Genomic DNA, 21,448 nt, shown 5'->3' on the forward strand with positions numbered 1-21,448 from the left:
CGCGCCCATGGCCGGACACGGCGCCGTTCGCCTGTTTCTCGGCGGACTGACCCTCACTTTGGGCAACCCGAAGGTGATCCTGTTCTTCCTGGCCCTGCTGCCGACTGTCGTCGACCTCGATCATCTCACGCCGCTGGGCATCGCGGAGATCGCGGCGACGATCGTCGTCGTGCTGAGTGCGGTGCTGGCAACCTATGTGCTCGCCGCGGCCCGCGCGCGCCGGGTCTTCACGTCGTCTCGCGCCCGTCGCGCGATCAATCGTGGAGCCGGAACGGTCATGGCCGGCGCCGCCGTCGCCATCGTCGCGCGCTGACCCTCAAGCCATCGCCGAGCGAATGTCGGTTTTTGGAAAGTCGTCGCCGACGAAGAGCAGGGGAACGTCGTGGACCTGGGCGCAGGCATAGGCGAAGCAGTCGCCCAGATTGAGCTGTGCCGGATGCCCGCGTCCCTTGCCGTAGCGTGCATGCGCGGCGAGGGCTTCGTGGCTTTCCGCCGCGGCGATCGGCACCAATCGGATGCCGGCGGCCAGGAGGAACCGTTCGATCTGCGATTCGGAGTTTGCGACGTCCTGACTCAACTTTCGCGAGAGGGCCATGACGGTCTCGAAGACGGCAAGCGCCGAGGTGATCGGTGCTTCGGCTTGGTCGAGGCACCGGATCAACGCCGCCGCTGGCGGCTCTGCGCTCATGATCGCGACCATGGCGGAGGCATCGACGAACATCACTCGTCGTTCAGGCCGTCGTAGAAGGCCTTGTCGGCCTCCAGACCCGTTCGCGGTACGGCGGCGATCTCATCGAGCAGGGGCCGCAACCGTTCGGCCAGCGGTAGGGCGCGATCCCGCCGCTCCAGTTCGTTGGCCAGCGCGATCTTCACCGCCTCGGTCTTGCTGACCCGGGCGAGGGCCGCCAGTTTGTCGGCGAGGCGGTTCACCTCCTCGCTTCGGATGTTCAGCGGCATCGCGCGCCTCCGTGTAGACAATCTGCTGTTAGTGTATACGCACCCCGGCGGCAAGCCGTGGTTTCACCTGGGACAGGCATGACCTCACGACTCGACGATGCGCGGCGCGCCCTCAAGACCACCTTCGGCTACGACGATTTCCGACCCGGCCAGGACGAGGTGATCGAGGCGGTGCTCTCGGGCGCGGACGTGTTCGCGGTGATGCCGACGGGCTCGGGCAAGTCGATGACCTACCAGCTGCCGGCGCTGGTGGAGGATTCGCTCACCGTCGTGGTCTCGCCGCTGATCGCGCTGATGCACGACCAGGTGCAGCAGATGCGCGGCTTCGGCGTCGCGGCAGCGACCCTGAACTCGTCGGTGGCCGAATCTGTCTCGCGCGAGACCTGGCGGATGATCCGCGCGAACGAGCTGCGGCTGCTCTTCGTCTCGCCCGAGCGCCTGCTGATGGACGGCTGCATGGACGCGCTGCGCGGCGCGGGCGTCCGCCGGCTCGCGGTCGACGAGGCGCATTGCGTCTCGCAATGGGGCCACGACTTCCGCCCCGAATATCGCGCGCTGTCCCGCGCCCGCGAGGCGCTCGGCGACGTCCAGACCGTGGCGCTGACGGCGACCGCCGACAAGGCGACGCGGGCCGAGATCGCCGAGCGCCTGTTTCCCCAAGGGCGCGACCTCAAGACCTTCGTCCACTCCTTCGACCGGCCGAACATCGGCCTGACCTTCGCCGCCAAGGACAACCCGACCCGGCAGATCGAGCGCTTCCTCAAGCACCGCCGCTCCGAGAGCGGGATCATCTACTGCTCGTCGCGCAAGCGCACCGAGCAGCTGGCCGAGAGCCTGAAGAAGGACGGCTTCAACGCGCATCCCTACCATGCCGGGCTCGACCAGGGCACGCGCATGCGCAACCAGGACACCTTCCTGCAGGAGGACGGCGTCGTGATGACCGCGACGGTGGCCTTCGGCATGGGCATCAACAAGCCCGACGTGCGCTTCGTCTGCCACGCCGACATGCCGGGCAACGTCGAGGGCTACTACCAGGAGATCGGCCGCGCCGGCCGCGACGGGCTGCCCGCCGACACGCTGACCCTCTACGGCCTCGACGACATGGCCCTGCGCCGCCGCCAGATCGACGAGAAGGAGGTGCCGGACGAGCGCCGCCGCGTCGAGCGGCGCAAGCTCGAGGCGATGATCGCGCTGTGCGAAGGCGCGGCCTGCCGCCGGCAATCGCTGCTCGCCTACTTCGACGAGGCCAGCGGCCATTGCGGCCGGTGCGACCTCTGCCGCGGCGGCGTCACGCTCGTCGATGGCACGGTCCCGGCCCAGAAGATCCTCTCGGCGATCGTACGCACCGGGCAGCGCTACGGCGCGGCCTATGTCTGCGACGTCGTCCACGGCAAGGTGAGCGAGCCGATCCGCCGCAACGGCCACGAGCAGCTCAAGACCTTCGGCGTCGGCGCCGACAAGCCGGTCGCCGCGTGGCGCGCGATCCTGCGCCAGCTCTTCGCCGCCGGCGCGGTGGCCGAGAACACCGACGGCTACGGCGGCCTCACCATGACCGACAAGGGCGAGGCGATCCTGTTCGGCCGCGAGCCGGTGCAGCTCCGCCCCGACCCGGAGCCGAAATCGGCCGAGCCGCGCGAGCGCCGCCGCGCGGGCGCCGTGCGCGACGCCGGCTCGGACGACCTGAGCCCGGCCGACGAGGCCCTGTTCCAGCACCTGCGCGGCCTGCGCGCCACCATCGCGCGCGCCGACAACATCGCCGCCTTCATGGTGTTTCCCGATCGGACGCTGATCGAGATGGCCAAGGGCAAGCCGGTGGATCTCTACGCGCTGCGCACCGTCCACGGCGTCGGCGAGCGCAAGCGCGAGGCCTACGGCGAAAGGTTCGTCGCCGCGATCGCCGAGTTCCTGGCGCATCCCCCGGCGGCGTGACGGGCGGAGCCGGCATCGGCGACGTCTCAGCTTGTAGGCTCGCTCGACAAGCTTCTCGCGACCCACGCCAGACGTGCGGAGAGTCGTGGGCGCTCCTCCGACGCAGCCATCCGTGGTGGTCGAGCAAACGCAATTCCGCGCGGGAAGCGAACCTTGACCGCGAGAAGGCGTCCTACGGCATCGCCGTGGCCCACTGCCGGGTGTTTGCGGTTGAAGCAGCGGCTTTCGCGGACCGACCCAAGCCCGGTCAACTTCCTCGGTCCGGCCAACCCCCATCGGATACGTATGGCCGCTTGGGTGCCATTCGACTTTTGTACAGTCTGGGATGGACGCCAAGGCAGGCGGGGCGGCGGACAATCTGCCGCCCGCGCGCTGCGGCTCGGCCTTCTCCGCTCTCAACCGTGAGCGGGCGGGGTGGCGATGTCCGCCTCGATCGATCCGTCGCCCGGAAGCGGACAGGCCGAAAGCCACCCTTTGCGGTGCCCCCCGAGTTTCTCAGCGGATCATAACGCCGGCGTCTTTTCGCTCGTCTCCGGGGCGTGCCGTCGTGTAGGGAGCCGGCATCCTTCGACAGCAACAGCGCCGGAACGCTCCGTCATCACCCGATTCAGCGACACGCCCACCGCCGATCCGCAAGAGGTGGTCACGCGCCAGGTCTTCTACCTGCCCGGCTTCGATCCGCGCCAGCCCGAGACCTACTGGGGCCTCTTCCGTCGCGAGAGCCGGCTGACGGCCGCGCGCCGCGGGCTCGACATCGCGGTGAGCGACCCGTCGCGCAGCGCCGACCGCCTCAGCCTCGACTGGACCGTCGAATCGGGGGGCACCCGCACGCGCTACGGCCTGCTGCGCTGGGACGACATCGTGCGTGCGCGCTTCCCGCGCCCCAACTGGCGGCGCCTCCTCACGGTGCCGGCCCTGCTGTGGCGGCTCAGGCGCTCGGGCTACGAACGGCGCCTGCGCCGCGAGGGGCGCAGCTTCGCCATGGTGATCTTCGGCGTCCAGTACCTGTTCCTGGTGTTCGTGGCGTTGAGCCTCGGGCTCGCCGCGCTGCTGCCGCTGGCGCTGCCGGCCGACTGGCGGCCGTGGTCGTGGCTCGCGGTACCGGTCGCGGCCTACGCGATCTTGGCCGGGATCATGGCGATCACCCGCGGCAAGCCGTTCTACTGCGCCCACCTCGTCGACGACACTGCCTTCACCCACGACCACGCCGCCGGCCGCGAAGCACGGATGCCCGAGCGCCTCGACGCCATGGCCGTGCGCATCGCCGCCGCCGAGGGCACCGCCGACGAGGTCGTGGTGATCGGCCATTCCTCGTCGAGCTTCCTCGGGGTCGAGGTGCTCGACCGGATCCTCTCGGCCGATCCCGCCTTCGGCACCCGCGGCACGCCGGTCTCGTTCGTGACGCTGGGCAGCGTGATCCCCTGGATCGCCCTCGACCGCCCCGCGGTGAAGTTCCGGGCGGCGCTCGCGCGCTTCGCCGCCGCCGACCAGATCCGCTGGCTCGACGTGCGCGCGCCCTGGGACTGGCTGTCGATCCACCTGCGCGATCCGCTGACCGCCTCCGACGTTCCTTCGCCCGACCGCGGGCGCCCGGCCACGCGCTACGTCCGGCTGGAGGACCTGATCGAGCATCGTCTCATCCGAGGCCGGCGGTTCAACCTGTTCCAAATGCACTTCCAGCTCTTGATGTCGAGCCTGGACACGGATGGGTTCGACTACATCGCCCTGGTCTCTGGGCCGGAGCCGGTGCACGCGGCGATCGACCGCCGGTGCGGGGCGCGGCCGGCGAGCCCGTCCGAAGGCGGCGCGACGGCCGTGCCGGTCCGCGCCTGAGCGCTCCGACCCCGGGACGGGCCGGGCGGATGTGTGATCGAATGTTGCCAGGGCGGGCGCTTACCCTCTAGAGCCGTGGCGACTCCCGAGCCGGCGCCGACCTTGCCGACGGCGCCATCTCCGATCGGGACCGGATTTTCGTCGAGACCGCCGCATGTTCCGCAACGATGTCCCGATCACGCTCGAGCTCGTCCGCCAGCACGGCCTGACGCCGGACGAGTACCAACGGTTCCGCGGGTTGATCGGGCGCGATCCGACGCTGACCGAGCTCGGCATCGTCTCGGCGATGTGGAACGAGCACTGCTCGTACAAGTCGTCGCGCAAGCACCTGCACGGATTGCCGACGACGGGGCCGTGGGTGATCCAGGGGCCGGGCGAGAACGCCGGCGTCATCGACATCGGCGACGGCCTCGCCTGCGTCTTCAAGATGGAGAGCCACAACCACCCGAGCTTCATCGAGCCCTACCAGGGCGCGGCGACCGGCGTCGGCGGCATCCTGCGCGACGTCTTCACCATGGGGGCGCGCCCGATCGCGGCCCTGAACGCCCTGCGCTTCGGCTCGCCCGACCACCCCCGCACCCGCCACCTCGTCTCGGGCGTGGTCGCCGGCATCGGCGGCTACGGCAACTCCTTCGGGGTGCCGACGGTCGGCGGCGCGGTCGGCTTCCACCCGCGCTACGACGGCAACATCCTGGTCAACGCCATGGCGGTCGGCCTCGCCAAGGCCGACGCGATCTTCTACGCGGCGGCCTCGGGCGTCGGGAACCCGATCGTCTACCTCGGCTCGAAGACCGGGCGCGACGGCATCCACGGCGCCACCATGGCGTCGGCCGAGTTCGACGCCGAGACCGAGTCGAAGCGCCCGACCGTGCAGGTCGGCGACCCCTTCGCCGAGAAGCTCCTGCTCGAGGCCTGCCTCGAGCTGATGCGCTCGGGCGCGGTCATCGCGATCCAGGACATGGGGGCTGCCGGCCTGACCTGCTCGGCCGTCGAGATGGGCGCCAAGGGGGATCTGGGCGTCGAGCTCGACATCGAGAAGGTGCCCGCCCGCGAGGCCGGCATGACCCCTTACGAGATGATGCTGTCGGAGAGCCAGGAGCGCATGCTCATGGTTCTGAAGCCCGGCATGGAGGCCGAGGCCGAGGCGATCTTCGTGAAGTGGGGCCTCGACTTCGCGGTGATCGGCAAGACCACCGACACCCTGCGCTTCGTGGTGAAGTGGCACGGCGACGTCGTCGCCGACCTGCCGATCAAGGAGCTCGGCGACGAGGCGCCGCTCTACGACCGGCCGCACATCGCCAACACGCACCTGCCCGAGATCCAGGCCGCGGACGTCGCGGCGCCGGCCTCCCTGACCGAGGCGCTGAAGCGGCTCGTCGGCTCGCCCGAGCTGTGCTCGAAGCGCTGGGTCTACGAGCAGTACGACCACTTCATCGGCGGCAACACCGTGCAGAAGCCCGGCGGCGACGCCGCGATCGTCCGCGTCGAGGACGGTCCCCGCGGGCTGGCGCTCACCGCCGACGTGACGCCGCGCTATTGCGAGGCCGACCCGGTCGAGGGCGGCCGGCAGGCGGTGGCCGAGGCGTGGCGCAACATCACCGCCGTCGGCGGGCGGCCGCTGGCGATCACCGACAACCTGAACTTCGGCAACCCCGAGAAGCCCGAGGTGATGGGCCAGCTCGTCGGCTGCCTCCAGGGCATCGGCGAGGCCTGCAAGGCGCTCGACTTCCCCGTCGTGTCCGGCAACGTCTCGCTCTACAACGAGACCAACGGCGTCGGCATCCTGCCCACGCCGACCATCGGCGGCGTCGGCGTGCTCGACGACGTCGCGCGCCACGCCACCATCGCCCTGAAGCGCGAGGGCGACGTGCTGGTGCTGGTGGGCGCCGCCGAGGGGTGGCTCGGGCAGTCGATCTACCTGTCGGTGATCGAGGGCCGCGAGGAGGGGGCGCCGCCCCCCGTCGACCTGTCGCTCGAGCGCCGCAACGGCGACTTCGTCCGCGGGCTCATCGCCTCGGGCCAGGTCGACACCGTGCACGACCTCTCCGACGGCGGCCTCGCGGTGGCGTTGGCCGAGATGGCGATGGCGGGCAGCTTCGGCGCGACGCTGCCCGAGGCGCCGGAGGGCATGCCGGCGCACGCCTACCTCTTCGGCGAGGACCAGGCGCGCTACCTCGTCGCCGTGCCGGCCGAGGCCGCGACCGACATCCTCTACGCCGCCTCGGCGCAGGGCATCGACGCGTCGGTGGTCGGCGTGGTCGAGGGCGACGGTTTGACCCTGCCGGGCGGGCAGACCATATCGGTCGCCGAGCTCCGCGACGCCCACGAAGGCTGGCTGCCGGCCTACATGGCGAGCCTTCCGGCGGCCGCCTGACACCCCCGACCCGAGGAACCGACCGATGCCGATGGACGCGCGCGAGATCGAGCGGATGATCGTCGAGGCCCTGCCCGACGCCAAGGTAGAGATCAAGGATCTCGCCGGCGACGGCGACCACTACGCCGCCACGGTGCTGTCGGCGGCGTTCAAGGGCAAGACCCGCGTCGCCCAGCACCAGATGGTCTACGGCGCGCTCCAGGGGCGGATGGGGGGCGTGCTCCACGCCCTTGCGCTGACGACGGGCGTCCCGCAGGATTAGGCCTCCGTTCCACGGTGGTGCCGATGGACCAGCCGAGCCTCTACGACGACGACATCGTGACCTGGTCCGAGCAGCAGGCGGCGAGCCTGCGCGCCCTGGCGGCTCGGCCCGACCTCTCGAATGCGCGCGCTTGGGAGAACATCGCCGATGAGGTCGAGGGCTTGGGACGGTCTCAGACGCAAGGCGTCGAGAGTGCCATCCTCCTCGTCCTTGTCCCGAAGTACCTTTCGGCTCCGTCCGCGCAATCGACCCGATCCTGCCGGGTCGAGGTGGTCGCCTACCAGGCGACGGCACGCCGGAACTACAAGCGCTCCATGCGACAGAGGATCGACTGGGAAGACCTCTGGACCACCGCGAAGGCGAACGCCGCCGTGTCGCTCGAGATGTACGGCGACAGCCTCGTCCCTGGGCTGCCGGCGACGATGCCTTTCGATCCGGACGAGATCGTGGCGAAGAGCTTCGATATGGATTGGGCGCTGGAGCGGTTGGCCTCGGCATTGGAAATGCCTGCCGACCATCACTAGATCTGCTGAAACGAACGAGGATCGGAACCCATGAGCGACGTCAACGCAACGATCGAGAACGAGATCAAGTCCCAGGACGTGGTCGTGTTCATGAAGGGCACGCCCACCATGCCGCAATGCGGCTTCTCGGGGCAGGTCGTTCAGATCCTCAACTACCTCGAAGTGCCGTTCAAGGGCGTGAACGTGCTGGCCGACGCCGGCATCCGCGACGGCATCAAGGCCTATTCCAATTGGCCGACCATCCCGCAGATCTATGTGAAGGGCGAGTTCGTCGGCGGCTGCGACATCACCCGCGAGATGTTCCAGTCGGGCGAGCTGCAGACCTTCCTCGCCGAGAAGGGCATCCCGGTGAAGTCCGCCGCCGCCTGAGCCGGCCTTCGCGGACGGACGACGACGAAGGGCGCCGCGGCGCCCTTTTTCGTGGCCGCATCCGAGAAACGTTCGGCACGGATCCGGCTTGAGCCCGAGAGGGGCAACCGGAGGCGCGCCTCGGGCGCGGCGTCATCATGCACGACGTGATCATCGTGGGCGGCGGCCCGGCGGGGCTCAACGCGGCGCTCATTCTCGGGCGCTGCCGGCGCACCGTCCTGCTCCTCGACCACGGCACCCCGCGCAACGCCGCGGCCCGCCTGACCTGGGGCGTCTACACCCGGGACGGCACGCCGCCGGCCGAGCTTCGCGTCCTCGCCCGCGCCGACCTCGAGCGCTACGACACCGTCGCGCTGCGCCAGGCCGAGGTCGTGGAAGCGCGCGCGATCGACGGCGGTTTCGCGATCACGCTCGCGGACGGCACCCGGGAGACCGCCCGCCGGCTGATCCTCGCCACCGGCCTGCACCAGGACCTGCCCGCGATCCAGGGCTTCGCGCGCTACTGGGGCACCGGCGTCCATTCCTGCCCGTATTGCGACGGCTACGAGGCACGCGACCGGCCGATCGCGGCCTACGCCCACGGCCCCGTCGCGAAGGGGTTCGCCCTGGAGCTGACGGCCTGGAGCGGCGACGTCACGCTCTGCACCGACGGCCATCCGACCGACCTCTCCGAGGACGATCGGGCGCGCCTCACCCGAAACGGCGTGCGGCTGGTCGAGGCGCCGATCGCCCGCCTGGACGGCGACGAGGCGGGGCCGACGCATCTCGCCTTCGCGGACGGCAGCGCCCTGCCCTGCCGCGCGGTGTTCCTGATGCCGATGGGATGCCTGCCGTCGCAGCTCATCCGGCAGCTGGGCTGTGTCCTGAACGAGGCCGGCGTGGTGCCGACGCGCGATTACGAGAAAACCGACGTGCCGGGGCTCTACGTGGCCGGCGACGCCTCGCGCCGGGTGCAGTTCGCGATCGTCGCCGCCGCCGAGGGCGCCATGGCGGCCTTCGCGGTCAACACCGAACTCCTGCGCGAGGACACCCGCTGACGTTTCCGAGCGACGCGGTTACCCGTGCATCCGCAGGGTGCATTTCGCGGGGCTGCCGACGACTTGCGAAGCCACGTCGCGCCGGATGCGTAGTCTGGAGATCTGCCGAAAGGCGAAGTCGGCGTGCGATTTCACACCATGGCCGGGGCGCTGCAATGCAATGATGAAAAAATAGTTCCGTTCTCGAAACTTTCGGAACTTGTTCAGGTTGTCCCCGTTACTCACGTACGGCCGAGGTTTCCTGGGCCGCCGGTGCCGACGCTCCGCTATCTCTGCAAGGCCGGTCATGCCCGTCTTCGACGCCAAAAACCTCGGGACCCAGTTCGAAGGCCAAGCCTTGCTCGCGGCGATCCTGCACCCGACGCGCATCGCCCAGACTCGCGCCCTCACCCATGGCCGCCAGCGCGCCGAGCGCGCCGCCGCCATGGCGGACCCGATGACGATCGAGCCGCGCTACCCGGTCGGCGCCGGCGTGCTGACCCAGACGCCGATCGCCTCGACCTGACGGCGTTGCGCGCCGCGTCCTACCAGGGCTGCGGCGTGACGAGGCCCTGACGCGTCACCACGACCCATTCCCGCCCGCGCCGCTCGACGGCTTCGACCCGCCCGACTCCCGGAATCGCGTCGCCGATCGCGACCTCGACCAGGCGGCGGCGGCGATCCTCTAGCATCGCGGTGCCGTCGTACACGTCGCGGACGGCCCAGGACTCGATCACCGCCGGCTTCGGCTTGGCGTCCGGGATGCTCCCGGTCTGGACCGGCTCGGGCTTCGCGACCGGAGCCGGCGGCGCGGCGGACGCGACGGTGCGCTTCTCGGCTTGGGCCGCCGCCGCCGCGAGGCGGGCGCCCTGCTCCTTCTCCGCCTGCTCGATCCGCTCGCCGAGGGCGGCGATCTTCGCCACCAGGGCGGATTCGGTCTTGCCGACCTTCTCGGTCAGCGCGGCGCTCCGGGCCTTCGCCTCGCTGCGCGCGGCGTCCGCAGCGTCCTTGAGGGCCGCGACCGACTTGTCGAGGCGATCGGAAGCGATGGCGAGGCGCGACGCCTCCAAGCGGTTGGCCTCGAGCGCCGCGTTGATCTCAGCCAGGACGACCGCCGTCCCCTGAGGCCGGGGCGTCGCCAGGATCGCGGTGCCGGCGCCGAGCACCGTGCCGACCGCGAGTGCGGCGCCCGCCAGCCCCATCGTCACCGCATCGAAGCGGCGGACGGCCCTGGCAGCCGTCGGCACGGGCGCCGCCGCCTTGCTCTCGGCGGGCTTCGCGCCGGAGACCGCGGCCTTCAGCAGGGCCTCCGGCGAGGCGGCCGATTTCTCCACGGCCGAATCGATGATCGTCGTCATGGCCCTCGCCTCCGCGTCCGGCATCTCTGTCGAAAGCTTTGGTTAAGGACGTTTGTTTACCGAAGGGTTACCGCGCCGCGCGTGCCGAGGCGGCGCGGGCCTTCCCCGTCAGGCCGCCAGCCCGCGCTTACGCAGCAACGGCTCGGTGCTCGGCAGGCGCCCGCGGAAGGCGGTGTAGGCCTCGCGCGGGTCGCGCAGGTTCCCGGCACCGTAGACGTAGGTGCGCAGGCGCGCGGCGGTCGCCGGATCGAAGATGTCGCCGGCCTCGCGGAAGGCGTCGAAGGCGTCCGCATCCAGCACCTCGGACCAGAGATAGCTGTAGTAGCCGGCCGCATAGCCGTCGCCCGAGAAGATGTGGGCGAAGTGCGGCGTGCGGTGGCGCATGTTGATCTCGGCCGGCATCGCGATGCGCTCGAGCGCGTCGGCTTCGAAGGCCCCCACGTCGAGCCCGTTCTCGCCCTCGGCCGAGAGGTGCAGCGTCATGTCGACGATCGCCGACGCGGTGTACTCGACGGTGGCGAAGCCCTGGTTGAAGGTGCGGGCGGCGAGCAGCTTCGTCAGCAGCGCCTCCGGCATCGGCTCGCCGGTGCGGTGGTGTCGGGCATGGGTCCGCAGCACCTCCGGCTGCTCCAGCCAGTGCTCGTAGAGCTGCGACGGCAGCTCGACGAAGTCGCCCGACACGGCGGTGCCGGCGAGCAGCGGGTAGGTCACGTCGGAGAGGAGGCCGTGCAGGGCGTGGCCGAACTCGTGGAAGAGGGTCCGGGCGTCGTCGAAGGACAGCAGGGCCGCCTCCCCGGCGGGCGCCTTCGCGAAGTTCATCACGTTGACGATGATCGGCTTCACGTCGCCGGTGAGCCGTTCCTGCGAGCGGAAGGCGCTCATCCAGGCGCCGCTGCGCTTCGACGGCCGTGCGAAGTAATCGCCGAGGAAGGTGCCGACCTCGGAGCCGTCGGCGTTCGCGACGCGCCAGGCGCGCACGTCCGGGTGGTAGCGCGGAACGTCCTTGAGCTCGGTGAAGCGCAGGCCGAACAGGCGGGAGGCCGTGTCGAACGAAGCGGCGATCACCGAATCGAGCGGCAGGTAGGCCTTGATCTCGCTCTCGTCGAGATCGTGCTCGGCGCGCCGCAGCTTCTCGGCGTAGTGGCGCCAATCATGGGCCTGGAGGGCGAAGTTGCCGCCCTCGGCCTGGACGATCGCCTGGAGCCGGTCGCGCTCGGCCCCGGCCTGCCTGCGGGCCGGGGTCCAGACCTCGCGCAGCAGGCCCATCGCCGCGTCCGGGGTCGCGGCCATGGTGTCGTCGAGCTTGAAGTGGGCGAAGCTGTCGAAGCCGAGGAGCCTGGCCCGCTCGGCGCGCAAGCTGACGATCTCGCGGATGATGCCGCGGTTGTCGGTGGCCCCGCCGCCCTCGCCGCGGCGGATCCAGGCCTCGTAGGCGCGCTCGCGCAGGTCGCGCCGGGTCGAGCACACCAGGAACGGCTCGATCAGCGAGCGCGACAGGGTGATGGCGTGGCTGTGCGCGCCCCCGCGCTCCTTGGCGGCGTCGGCCGCCGAGGCGATCAGGAAGTCGGGCAGGCCGGCGCGGTCCTCCGCCGCGTCGAGGGGCAGCAGGAAGCTGCTCTCGTCGGCGAGCAGGTTCTGGCTGAACTGGGTTCCGAGTTCCGACATCCGCGCCGCGATCTCGGCGACGCGCAGCTTGTCCTCGGGCCCGAGGTCGGCGCCGGAGCGGCGGAAGCGGGTGCGGTAGCGGGACAGAACCCGGCGCTCCTCGCCGCCCAGGCCTTCGGCGTTGGCGTCGACCGCCGAGATGCGCGCCCACAGGTCGGGGTTGAGGTAGATCGCGCTGCCGTGGCGCGACAGCTTCGGGCCGATCGTCCGCTCGATCGCCTGAAGCTCGGGGTTCGTGTGGCTGCCGGTGAGGTTGTAGAATACGCCGGCGACCCGATCGAGGGCCAAGCCCGCCCGCTCCATCGCCGCGACGGTGTTGGCGAAGGTGGGCGCCGCGGTCTCGCCGGCGATCGCCGCGATCTCGGCCTTGTGGGACGACAAAGCCGCCTCGAAGGCCGGCAGGTAGTGCTCGGGGCGGATGCGCTCGAACGGCGGAAGCTCGGCCGGCGTGCCCCAGGCCGTCTCGGAGAAGGGGTTGTCGGCCGGAAGGTCGGCGAGCCCGGGGTTTTGCGCTGTCGTCATCTGAAAGGTCCCGATGTCGCGCGCCGTGCCCTGGCCGGCGGCGTTCCGGCCTGGGCCGTCGACGGCCGGCGATTCGACGCGCTCCCGCTTCAGATAGGCCCGAACCCACGCTTCAGGAAGGCGATACCGCGTGCCACCGCGTCGGCGTCGGTTCGCGGTTCGAAGGCGTGGCCCTGGTCTTCGTAGAGGTGGACGCGGCAGCTTCCGCCCGCCTCGGCCATCCGCCGGTGCAGGTCCTCGGGGTGACGCCGACCGACCAGGGCGTCGCGGGCGCCGTGCAGCGCCAGCACCGGCGGCAGTGCGAGGGGGCCGGCGCTCGGGCCGCTGCCGAGTTCCGGCGGCAGGAAGGCCGAGCGCAGCACCAGCGCCGCGATCGCCTCGGGCGCCCGCGCGGCGAGCGCCAGCGCGAGGGCGCCTCCGAGCGAGCGGCCGACCAGCGCCGCCGGGCCGGGGACCTGCGCGCGCACGATCTCGAGGGCATCCCGCCATGCGCCGAAATGCCGGCTGATCCCGGAGAACCCGACCCGCGCCTCGCCGGTCCGCTCGAGATAGTGCGGCAGCAGCACCGCGAAGCCGGCTTCCGCCAAAGCTGCGGCTTCGGCGCGGACCGGACGGTCCGGACCCGGTCCTTCCGCGTCGTGCAGCAGAATGACGGTCGCCGTGGCCGGCGCGTCCTTGCCGCGCGGCGCGAACCGCTCGATCGTGACGGGCCGTCCCTCGCACAGGATCGTGTCGCGGGTGACGGCCGGATGGGGTGGATAAGTCATGGCGTCAGGTCGGTCTCGACGGTTCGCGGCGCTCGCGCTCGCCGGCACGGCCCTGCTTGCCACGACGGCGGGACGGGACGCGAGGGCGCAGGAGTCGAAGCCGCATCCGCCCGAGTCGACCGTCCCCGTGCCGCCGCCCCTGCCGCCCGAGCGGCCCGCCGAGCTGAAGCCCGCGACGGCGCCGGGCGCGACGGTGACCGACCCGCCGCGCCCGCCGGAGCGCCCCGCCGCGCTGACGGCGCCGGCGACACCGCCCGCGACGCCCGAGACGAAGCCCGCCGCGCCGCCCGCCGATCCGGCTGCCGTCGCGCCGCCCGCACCGAGGCCGCCGGAACGCCCGGCCGACCTCGTCCCGAACGCGTCCTCCGGCGCACCGCCGGTCCCGGCGGAGGCCAAGCCCGGCGACAAGGCCGCCGACAAGCCCGGCGAGATGCCGGTGCCGCCGCCGCTCCCCCCGGAGCGCCCGGCCGAGCTGTCGGGCGAGGCGGCGCTCGCCCTCAAGGTCGCGGCGCCGGACGACACCGCCTGCCGGGTCAGGCTGAAGCGCCTCGGCGCGGCGTTCGAGCCGCTGCCGGCGATCGTCAACGGGCAGTGCGGCACGCCGCTGCCGCTGAAGGTGACGGGGCTGCCCGACGTCGCGCTTCCGCAATCGGCGACGCTGACCTGTGCGGCCGCCGAGGCGCTGGCGCGCTGGGCGACCGAGGCGCAGGTCGCGGCCGAGCGCGAGCTGAAGCAGCCGCTGACGGGGATCGCGATCGGCACCTCCTACGAGTGCCGCGGGCAGAACCACGACGTCGAGGCCAAGCTCAGCGAGCACGCCTTCGCCAACGGCGTCGACGTGATGAGCTTCACCTTTGCCGGCCGTCCGCCGATCGCGGTCGGGGCGATGCCGGAGGGCTCGGCCGAGGGGCGCTTCCTCGATGCGGTGCGGGCGCGGGCCTGCGGGTTCTTCCGCACGGTGCTCGGCCCCGGCTCGAACGCCGCGCACGCCCACCACCTTCATCTCGACGAGCGCGAGCGCAACGCCGGGCACCGCCTGTGCCAGTGAGGGCGGTCGCGGAAACCTGATGCCGCCGTGCCGTTTGGCGGGGAACGCTCACGCTTCGCCGACACTTGATCGCGTGGAGCGAATCGGCTCCGGGAGCCTCGACCATGACGTGCGGATCGACGATGCGGACCGGCCTCGCGGCCGTCGTCCTGGCCTGCCTCGCGGGCCAGGGTCTTGCCGCATCGGACAAGGAGCCGGCCAAGGCGTCGGGCAAGAACGAGCCCGCGGCGCCGAGCGCGCAGGCGATCCGGGACGCGACCTTCGCCGAGCCGGCCCAGGATGCGAAGACGGATGCGAAGAAGGGCGAGGCGAAGTCGTCGGGGGCCGCGAAGGCGAACGACCGGCCCGATCCGCTGACGATCAAGGTCCAGGTGCTGCTCGACCGGGCGCGGTTCTTCCCCGGCGCCATCGACGGGCGCGACGGCGAGAACCTCCAGGGCGCGCTCTCGGCCTACGCCGTGGCGCAGGGCCTGCCCGCGACGAAGACGCTGACGAAGGACGTCTTCGACAAGCTCGCCGCCACCGGCGGCGATCCGGTGGTCGCCGACTACACCATCACCGAGGCGGATGCGGCCGGCCCCTATGTCGAGACGATCCCGCCGAAGATGGAGGCCCAGGCCGACCTGAAGGCGATGAGCTACACCAACCCGCGCGAGATGCTGGCCGAGCGCTTCCACATGAGCCGCGACCTGCTGAGCCAGCTTAACCCGGACAAGCCCCTCGACAAGGCCGGAACGGTGATCCTGGTCGCGGGCGTCGCGCCGATGGGCCTCGACAAGCCCAAGGCCAAGGACCTGCCGCAGGACCCGAAGGTCGACCGCGTCGAGGTCGACAAGGGCAGCCGCGACGTGCGCGCCTTCGGCAAGGACGGCAAGCTTCTGGCCTACTATCCGGCCTCGATCGGCAGCGAGGAGAAGCCCGCGCCGAGCGGCGAGACCAAGGTGAAGGGCGTCGCCTTCGACCCGTTCTACACCTACGATCCGAAGTACCGCTTCAAGGGCGTGAAGAGCCGCAAGAAGTTCTCGATCCGCCCCGGCCCGAACAACCCGGTCGGCCTCGTCTGGATCGACCTCGCGATTCCCTCCTACGGCATCCACGGCACCCCGGAGCCGGAAAAGGTCGGCAAGACCGAGTCGCACGGCTGCATCCGGCTGACCAACTGGAACGCCCGCGACCTCGCCGCCCACGTCGCCCGCGGGGCGAAGGTGTCGTTCAAGGACGAATAGAGCGGGCGCTCGCATGTCGTCGAGGCGACCGGCTCCGAACCGCCGTTCGGCCTCATGTCCTTCCGGCGAGCGGGCTTCCACCTCGCTTGGAAATACTCCTGCGATCAGGCCGCCGTCAGGTGCCGGAGGTCCGCACCGGTGGACAGGTGCTCCGATGCATCGAGGATTTCGACCGCCACGATCCGACCGGCGGCATCGAAATCGAGGACTAGGCCGGGACGGACTTCCTCGCTTTCGACGACGGGGGCATCCGCGAAGCGCACGTAGAGCGCATCGGTCTTAGCGTCATACCGCGACTTCACGTGAGCGCCTCCGGCTGCGATCGAAGAATGCGGTCACGATGTGCACGCCATCTTCGGTCGGCACGTATACCACGCGCAGCATCCTGCCGTCGCGCTCCGGCACCGAGCGATAGGCCCGTCTTCGTTCCGGGTGCTTCGGGTCCGTCTCGGTCTCTTCCGGCTCTGCCACGGTGCGTTCGATCCACACGCGCTCCAGTGCTCGATCCACCAAATTGCCGAGGGCATGCGTACCGTAGGTGATCCGCACACGCCCTCCGAAAAGACCGAAGCCGACTTCGCGTGCGACGAAGCCGGTGGACGTCGCGTACCTCACGTAGAGTATTTTCCTATTCAGGCCTATTGGATTCGCGCTTCGTCGTCGAAGAGGCGATCAGCGGCGAAGCAGGCCTGCCGCCGCGACCATCAGCGCGTCGCACAGGAAGGCGAGCGCCGCCGTCGCGGCGGCGCCCTGGAGCATCGGCACGGTGTTTTGGTTCTGGAGGCCGGCGACGATCGGCGTGCCGAGCGTCGCGGCGCCGGCCAGCGCGCCGACCGCGGCGGTCGCCACGGCGAGGACGAGGGCCGTGCGCAAGGTCTCGACGATGGCGGGCGCGGCCAGCGGCAGCTCGATCCGCGTCAGGGTCTGACGGGCGGTGAGCCCGAGCGCTTTGGCCGCCTCGCGCGCCTCCGCCGGCACCGCCTCCAGGGCGCCGACCGTGCCGCGGAGCGTCGGCATGATGCCGTAGAGCACCAGGGCCAGCAGGGTCGGCGGGCCGCCGAAGCCGAGCATCGGCAGGGCGAGCGCCACCACGACCACCGGCGGCACCGCCTGCGCCGCGGCGGCCAGCGTATCGATCCCGCCCCGGACCGAGGCCGCGCCGGGGCGGGTCGCGAGGATCCCGAGGCCGATTCCCGTGATCGCGACGAGGACGAGGCCGGTCCCGGCGAGGATCAGGTGGTGCAGGGCGAGCGCACCGAGATGGTCGAGCGGCAGCGCCCGCCGCGGCGTCTCGCCGAGCGCCGAGACGATCGCTGCGGCGACGGTCGGATGACTGAAGCACGCGAGCACGAGGCCGGCGGCGACGGCTCCGAGAGCCGGGCGCAGGGCACGCAGCCGGGTCATGCCGGCGTCCCGCGCCAGCGATCCTCGGCCAGGCTCAAGGTCCGCTCGACGACGAGCGAGAGCGCGACGATCGGGATCGCGCCTAGCAGGATCAGGTCCGGGGCGAACTGCGCCATGCCGTCGAAGACGATGCCGCCGAGGCCGCCGGCCCCGACCAGCGCCCCGAGGGTCGCGAGCCCGATCCCCTGGACGCAGGCGACGCGCAGCGCCCCGAGCAGGATGCCGGCGCCGATCGGCAGCCGCACCTGGAACAGGATCGTTTGCGAGGGCAGGCCGAGGGCCTCGGCCGCGTCGAGGGTCGCCGGGTCCGGCGCTGCGAGCGCCAGGGCGAGGCCGCGCCACAGCGGGAGCAGCAGATAGGCGGCGATGCCGATCACCGCCGGCACCGGCCCGAGCGCGCCGAGGCCGGCCTCGCGGAGCGCCGGGACCGCCCGCAGCAGGCCCGAGGCGACGGCGACCAGGGCGCCGAGCAGGGCCAGGGCCGGCACCACCTGGATGCCGCCGACCAGCACCTCGACGAGGCCCTGCCCGCGTCGCCACAGCGAGAGCAGCACGGCACCGCCGACCGCCAGCAGCACCGCGCTTCCCGAAAGCAGCAGATGCCGCACCAAGGCTTCGCCGACCACGTCCTTGCGCGCCGCGAACTCGACGGCGAGCGACAGGCTCCCGAGCGTCCCGGTCGAGCCGGCCAGCGCGACGAAGCCCAGGAACGCGGCCGCGAGCGCCCCCCCGAGCCCGGGCACGGCCATGCGGCGGGCGAGGTGGGCGAGCCCGCCCGCGAGCAGCAGCAGCGCCGTCCAGGCACCGGAGGCGAGGCCGGCGCGGGCGGCCGGCGGCTCGCCGGCGAGAAGGTCCCCGGCCGTGCTGCCCAGCGCCAGCATCAGCAGCGCGAGGGCCAGGGCGAGGAGCACGGTGGCGGCGCCGACGCCGATCCGCGTCCGCCCGATCCGGGCGAGCAGCACCGCGCCCAGCACGAGCCCGGCCACCGCCTTGATCTCCGGCCCGAATCCGGGCAGGGCCCCGAGGCCGTCCAGCGCGTAGACCGGCTCGCCGACGACGAGGCGGTTCTTCGCGATGCGCAGCAGCGGCAGGCCGTAGACCGCACCGAGGAAGGCGGCGGCGAACAGCGGCGGGCCGATGCCCCCGCGCCGATCCTCCGTTGCGGGCGTCAAGCGATGAAGCCGGCGTCGCGCAGGAACGCCCGCGCCACCGTCTCGGCGACCTGGCCCTCGACGGTGATGCGGGCGTTGAGCCGGCGGAGCGTATGGGCATCGAGGCACGCGAACACCAGATCGAGCTTCTCGCGGATGCGCGGGTGGTGCGCCAGGGTGTCGGCGCGGATCACCGGGGCGACCTCGTAGACGATCTGCGCGCCCTTCGGATCGCTCATCACGGTCAGGTCGAGGGCGTCGAGCGCCCCGTCGGTGCCGTAGACCATGCCGGCGTTGACGCCGCTGATGCCCTGCGCCGCCGCCCGCGCAGTCACCGCCGTGTCGCCGCCGGGCAGGCTGATGATGCGGTTCATCGGCAGCGAGAACCCGTAGGCCGCCTCGAAGGACGGCAGGGCCGCCGGGCTCTCGACGAACTCGGTCGAGGCCGCGAGCAGGATCAACCCGCGCCGCACGGCCCCGGCGAAATCCGCCATGGTGGCGAGCCCTTCGCGCCGGGCGAGGCTGCCGCGCACCGCGATCAGCCAGGTGTTGTTGGCCGGCGCCCGCCCGAGCCAGACGAGGCCCTTGGCCCGATCCGCCGCCGCGATCGCGGCGTAGGCGTCGTCGGCCCGCTTCCAGGCCGGATCGCCCTCGGTGCCGGTGAAGAAGGCGCCGTTGCCGGTGTATTCGGGATAAAGGTCGACATCGCCCGACATCAGGGCCGAGCGCACGATCAGCGTCGGCCCGAGACCGAGGCGGCGCTGCACCGGGATGCCGAGATCCTCCAGGCACAGGGCGATCATGCTGCCGGCGAGCGTCCCCTCGGTGTCGCTCTTCGAGGCGACCACCACCGCGCCTTGCCCGCGCGCGGGCGCCGCCGCGATGGCGGCGCCGAGGCCGACCAGCACGGCGCGGCGGTCGCAGATCGGAACGGGGCGACCCCTCACAGGAAAAATCCGGTCGTGTCAGGAAAAGATCGGCCCATTGCGGGTTCTGCCCTCACGCGGACCGTGCCACACCCTATCGCGAAATGTATCGCCGTGTAACATTGCCGACGGAACAGCCCGCGCCGGACGCTTGACACAACCGGCGTTCCGGGCGACCCCTCAGCCGCCCGGTGTACCCGCTTGGTTCTCCTGGCGCGACGATCGGATCCGACCAGCCATCATGGCGACGTTCCGTTGAAGCGGAGCGGATCGACAAGGAAGACACCTCGGCGTGAGCGCGGAACCGAACGACGACGTTCTCCAGGGTAAGCGGGTGCTCGTCGTCGAGGACGAAGCCGCGATCTCGATGCTGCTCGAAGACATGCTGCTCGATTTCGGCTGCACCGTGGTCGGCCCGGCCGCACGCCTCTCGACCGCCCTGGAGATGGCCGAGGGCGAGACCTTCGAGGTCGCGATCCTCGACGTGAACGTCGCCGGCGAGCCGATCTACCCGGTCGCCGAGGCGATCGCGAAGCGCGACCTGCCGCTGATCTTCTCGACCGGCTACGGCGGCGCCGGCATCCGCGAGCCGTTCCGCGATCGCCCGGTGGTGCAGAAGCCGTTCAGCCAGGCCGACCTCAAGCGCACGCTCATCGGCGCGATCAGCGCCGCGCGCGCCTGACCGTCCGCTACAGGCCCTCGATCGGGAACGCGTCGACGAGGTGGACCGGCCAGCCGCGTCCGCCGATGAAGACCGCGTCCGCCCGCAGGGTCAGGCTCCCGGCGAACGGATGCCGCGCGATCCAGCTCCGCACCGCGCGCGAGAAGCGTTGTCGCTTGACCCGGCCGATCGCGCCCTGCGCCTCGATCAGCGTCGCGCGCGCCTTGACCTCGACGAAGGCGATGGTGCCGCCGCGGCGCACGATCAGGTCGATCTCGCCGCCCGACGCGCTCACCCGCATCGCTAAGGGGCGATAGCCCTTCAGCATCAGCGCGCCGAGCGCCAGCCATTCGGCCCGGCGCCCGCGGCGTTCGGTCGCCTTCCGGCGCGCGGCATCAGGCGTCCGCATCGGTCTCGCGAGCCAGCACCAGCGCACGGTTGTAGACGGCGCGGCGCGGCTGCCCGGTCTCGTCGGCAACGAGGCTTGCGGCATCCTTGATCGAGTGCCGCGCGAGCGCGACGCGCAGGGCCGCGTCGAGGCCGGCATCGGCCTCCTCCGGGGTGGCCTCGTCCGGCGCGGTCCCGATCACCACCACGACCTCGCCCTTCGGGGCGCCCTCCTCCGCGAAGGTGTCGTTGAGGCTGGCCAGGGTGCCGCGGCGGATCGTCTCGAACATCTTCGTCAGCTCGCGCGCCACGGCCGCGGGACGGGCGCCGCCGAGGACCTCCGCCGCGTCCGCCAGCATCTCCGGCAGGCGGTGGGGCGATTCGAACAGGACCAGCGTGCCGGGCACGGTCGCCAGCGCCGAGAGCCGGTTGCGGCGGGCGCCGGCCTTCTGCGGCAGGAAACCCTCGAAGAAGAACCGGTCGGTCGGCAGGCCGGCGGCGACGATCGCCGTCATCACCGCCGACGGGCCGGGAATCGGCGTGATGCAGATCCCCGCCTCGATCGCCGCCTGGACCAGCTTGAACCCGGGATCGGAGACCAGCGGCGTGCCGGCATCCGACACCAGCGCCAGCGCCTCGCCGTCCAGCATCCGCCGCACCATGCGCTCGCGGACGGCGGCGTTCGAATGCTCGTGGTAGGCGACGAGCGGCGTGGTGATGCCGTAGTGCATCAGCAGCGTCCGGGTGACGCGGGTGTCCTCGGCGAGCACCGCGTCGGCGGCGGCCAGCGTCGCGAGCGCCCGGATCGTGACGTCGCGCAGGTTGCCGATCGGCGTCGCCACCACGTGCAGGCCCGGCGCGAGCGGCTCCGCTTCCGTCGCCAGCCCGAAGGCGGTGAAGGTCGCAACCTTGGTCGCGGTGGATTTGGCCGGCCCGTCCCTGCGGGGGCGGCGTGCGGGCTCGATTCGCTGTGTCATCGCACGGACCTTGCCACGCCAAGCCGCCGAGCGGAATTTGCTCGCGGCCGCCGAACCGCCGCGAACCCCCGCTGATTCGTGTTTTCCGGGGG

At 71.5% G+C, this 21,448-nt stretch carries 24 protein-coding genes; 12 read left to right on the plus strand and 12 right to left on the minus strand.

The window, feature by feature from the left end; genetic code table 11:
* Window positions 1-7: 7 nt before the first annotated feature.
* The gene (locus MKK64_RS28250; RefSeq protein WP_279603504.1) at window positions 8-313 is read left to right on the plus strand and encodes a LysE family translocator; all 306 of its coding nucleotides are present in this window, start codon (window positions 8-10) and stop codon (window positions 311-313) included.
* Window positions 314-316: 3 nt separating this feature from the next.
* Here MKK64_RS28250 and MKK64_RS10905 read toward each other — a convergent pair whose 3' ends face one another.
* Entirely contained in the window at window positions 317-721 is a 405-nt protein-coding gene (locus MKK64_RS10905; RefSeq protein WP_243934593.1) for a type II toxin-antitoxin system VapC family toxin, read from the minus strand.
* Window positions 721-957: a type II toxin-antitoxin system VapB family antitoxin gene (locus MKK64_RS10910; RefSeq protein WP_147729277.1), complete on the minus strand. Its 237-nt coding sequence runs from the start codon at window positions 955-957 to the stop codon at window positions 721-723. The genes MKK64_RS10905 and MKK64_RS10910 overlap by 1 nt, the downstream gene beginning before the upstream one ends.
* A 78-nt stretch (window positions 958-1,035) precedes the next feature.
* Here MKK64_RS10910 and recQ point away from each other — a divergent pair, with 78 nt between their 5' ends.
* The 8 genes from recQ (at window position 1,036) to MKK64_RS10950 (ending at window position 9,790) form a co-directional block, all read left to right on the plus strand.
* Window positions 1,036-2,886 (plus strand): DNA helicase RecQ, encoded by a 1,851-nt coding sequence (recQ, locus tag MKK64_RS10915; RefSeq protein ID WP_243934600.1) that lies wholly within the window; start codon window positions 1,036-1,038, stop codon window positions 2,884-2,886.
* A 639-nt stretch (window positions 2,887-3,525) separates the two neighbouring features.
* On the plus strand, window positions 3,526-4,719 hold the full coding sequence (locus MKK64_RS10920) for a hydrolase (RefSeq protein ID WP_243934602.1): 1,194 nt from the start codon (window positions 3,526-3,528) through the stop codon (window positions 4,717-4,719).
* A gap of 154 nt (window positions 4,720-4,873) precedes the next feature.
* Window positions 4,874-7,093, plus strand: a complete 2,220-nt coding sequence (gene purL / locus MKK64_RS10925; protein ID WP_243934604.1) for a phosphoribosylformylglycinamidine synthase subunit PurL — start codon at window positions 4,874-4,876, stop codon at window positions 7,091-7,093.
* Window positions 7,094-7,118: 25 nt separating this feature from the next.
* Window positions 7,119-7,355: a BolA/IbaG family iron-sulfur metabolism protein gene (locus MKK64_RS10930; protein ID WP_147727612.1), complete on the plus strand. Its 237-nt coding sequence runs from the start codon at window positions 7,119-7,121 to the stop codon at window positions 7,353-7,355.
* 23 nt (window positions 7,356-7,378) lie between these two features.
* On the plus strand, window positions 7,379-7,879 hold the full coding sequence (locus MKK64_RS10935; RefSeq protein ID WP_243934606.1) for a DUF29 family protein: 501 nt from the start codon (window positions 7,379-7,381) through the stop codon (window positions 7,877-7,879).
* Between the two features lie 30 nt (window positions 7,880-7,909).
* Complete coding sequence (gene grxD, locus MKK64_RS10940; RefSeq protein WP_243934608.1) at window positions 7,910-8,248, plus strand: Grx4 family monothiol glutaredoxin; 339 nt, start codon at window positions 7,910-7,912, stop codon at window positions 8,246-8,248.
* Window positions 8,249-8,385: 137 nt separating this feature from the next.
* Entirely contained in the window at window positions 8,386-9,285 is a 900-nt protein-coding gene (locus MKK64_RS10945; protein WP_243934610.1) for an NAD(P)/FAD-dependent oxidoreductase, read from the plus strand.
* A gap of 286 nt (window positions 9,286-9,571) precedes the next feature.
* Window positions 9,572-9,790, plus strand: coding sequence for a hypothetical protein (locus MKK64_RS10950; RefSeq protein WP_147842991.1), 219 nt, complete (start codon window positions 9,572-9,574; stop codon window positions 9,788-9,790).
* Window positions 9,791-9,809: 19 nt separating this feature from the next.
* Here the strand turns inward: MKK64_RS10950 and MKK64_RS10955 are convergent, their stop codons facing one another.
* The 3 genes from MKK64_RS10955 to MKK64_RS10965 form a co-directional block, all read right to left on the minus strand.
* Complete coding sequence (locus tag MKK64_RS10955; RefSeq protein ID WP_243934612.1) at window positions 9,810-10,622, minus strand: hypothetical protein; 813 nt, start codon at window positions 10,620-10,622, stop codon at window positions 9,810-9,812.
* Window positions 10,623-10,730: 108 nt separating this feature from the next.
* On the minus strand, window positions 10,731-12,809 hold the full coding sequence (locus tag MKK64_RS10960; protein ID WP_243934619.1) for a M3 family metallopeptidase: 2,079 nt from the start codon (window positions 12,807-12,809) through the stop codon (window positions 10,731-10,733).
* 89 nt (window positions 12,810-12,898) lie between these two features.
* Window positions 12,899-13,576: an alpha/beta fold hydrolase gene (locus MKK64_RS10965; RefSeq protein WP_243934633.1), complete on the minus strand. Its 678-nt coding sequence runs from the start codon at window positions 13,574-13,576 to the stop codon at window positions 12,899-12,901.
* On the opposite strand from MKK64_RS10965, the gene MKK64_RS10970 reads away from it, so the two are divergent.
* Together MKK64_RS10970 and MKK64_RS10975 are read left to right on the plus strand one after the other, a co-directional pair.
* Window positions 13,575-14,624 (plus strand): extensin family protein, encoded by a 1,050-nt coding sequence (locus tag MKK64_RS10970; RefSeq protein WP_313898906.1) that lies wholly within the window; start codon window positions 13,575-13,577, stop codon window positions 14,622-14,624. The two genes, MKK64_RS10965 and MKK64_RS10970, sit on opposite strands and share 2 nt — an antisense overlap.
* A gap of 122 nt (window positions 14,625-14,746) precedes the next feature.
* The gene (locus MKK64_RS10975) at window positions 14,747-15,850 is read left to right on the plus strand and encodes a L,D-transpeptidase (RefSeq protein WP_243934635.1); all 1,104 of its coding nucleotides are present in this window, start codon (window positions 14,747-14,749) and stop codon (window positions 15,848-15,850) included.
* A 104-nt stretch (window positions 15,851-15,954) separates the two neighbouring features.
* Here the strand turns inward: MKK64_RS10975 and MKK64_RS10980 are convergent, their stop codons facing one another.
* Genes MKK64_RS10980 through MKK64_RS11000 form a run of 5 tightly spaced genes read right to left on the minus strand, consistent with a single transcriptional unit; the run spans window position 15,955 to window position 19,352 of the window.
* Window positions 15,955-16,152 carry a DUF2283 domain-containing protein gene (locus tag MKK64_RS10980; protein WP_147729434.1) on the minus strand — a complete coding sequence of 66 codons (198 nt, stop codon included), beginning with the start codon at window positions 16,150-16,152 and terminating at the stop codon, window positions 15,955-15,957.
* Complete coding sequence (locus MKK64_RS10985; protein WP_243934637.1) at window positions 16,136-16,465, minus strand: DUF4258 domain-containing protein; 330 nt, start codon at window positions 16,463-16,465, stop codon at window positions 16,136-16,138. The genes MKK64_RS10980 and MKK64_RS10985 overlap by 17 nt, the downstream gene beginning before the upstream one ends.
* Before the next feature lie 57 nt (window positions 16,466-16,522).
* Complete coding sequence (locus MKK64_RS10990; RefSeq protein WP_409567930.1) at window positions 16,523-17,245, minus strand: ABC transporter permease subunit; 723 nt, start codon at window positions 17,243-17,245, stop codon at window positions 16,523-16,525.
* A gap of 5 nt (window positions 17,246-17,250) precedes the next feature.
* Window positions 17,251-18,426, minus strand: a complete 1,176-nt coding sequence (locus MKK64_RS10995) for a hypothetical protein (RefSeq protein WP_243934645.1) — start codon at window positions 18,424-18,426, stop codon at window positions 17,251-17,253.
* Window positions 18,423-19,352 (minus strand): glycine betaine ABC transporter substrate-binding protein, encoded by a 930-nt coding sequence (locus MKK64_RS11000; protein ID WP_409567929.1) that lies wholly within the window; start codon window positions 19,350-19,352, stop codon window positions 18,423-18,425. The genes MKK64_RS10995 and MKK64_RS11000 overlap by 4 nt, the downstream gene beginning before the upstream one ends.
* A gap of 271 nt (window positions 19,353-19,623) precedes the next feature.
* On the opposite strand from MKK64_RS11000, the gene MKK64_RS11005 reads away from it, so the two are divergent.
* Window positions 19,624-20,013: a response regulator gene (locus MKK64_RS11005; protein ID WP_147729180.1), complete on the plus strand. Its 390-nt coding sequence runs from the start codon at window positions 19,624-19,626 to the stop codon at window positions 20,011-20,013.
* A 7-nt stretch (window positions 20,014-20,020) separates the two neighbouring features.
* On the opposite strand, the gene MKK64_RS11010 is transcribed toward MKK64_RS11005, so the two are convergent.
* Both MKK64_RS11010 and rsmI read right to left on the minus strand, forming a co-directional pair.
* Window positions 20,021-20,401 carry a YraN family protein gene (locus MKK64_RS11010; protein ID WP_147843565.1) on the minus strand — a complete coding sequence of 127 codons (381 nt, stop codon included), beginning with the start codon at window positions 20,399-20,401 and terminating at the stop codon, window positions 20,021-20,023.
* Window positions 20,388-21,356, minus strand: coding sequence for a 16S rRNA (cytidine(1402)-2'-O)-methyltransferase (rsmI, locus tag MKK64_RS11015; RefSeq protein ID WP_147859666.1), 969 nt, complete (start codon window positions 21,354-21,356; stop codon window positions 20,388-20,390). The genes MKK64_RS11010 and rsmI overlap by 14 nt, the downstream gene beginning before the upstream one ends.
* Window positions 21,357-21,448: the final 92 nt, after the last annotated feature.

It is taken from the genome of Methylobacterium sp. E-025, assembly GCF_022829705.1.
Lineage (GTDB): Bacteria > Pseudomonadota > Alphaproteobacteria > Rhizobiales > Beijerinckiaceae > Methylobacterium.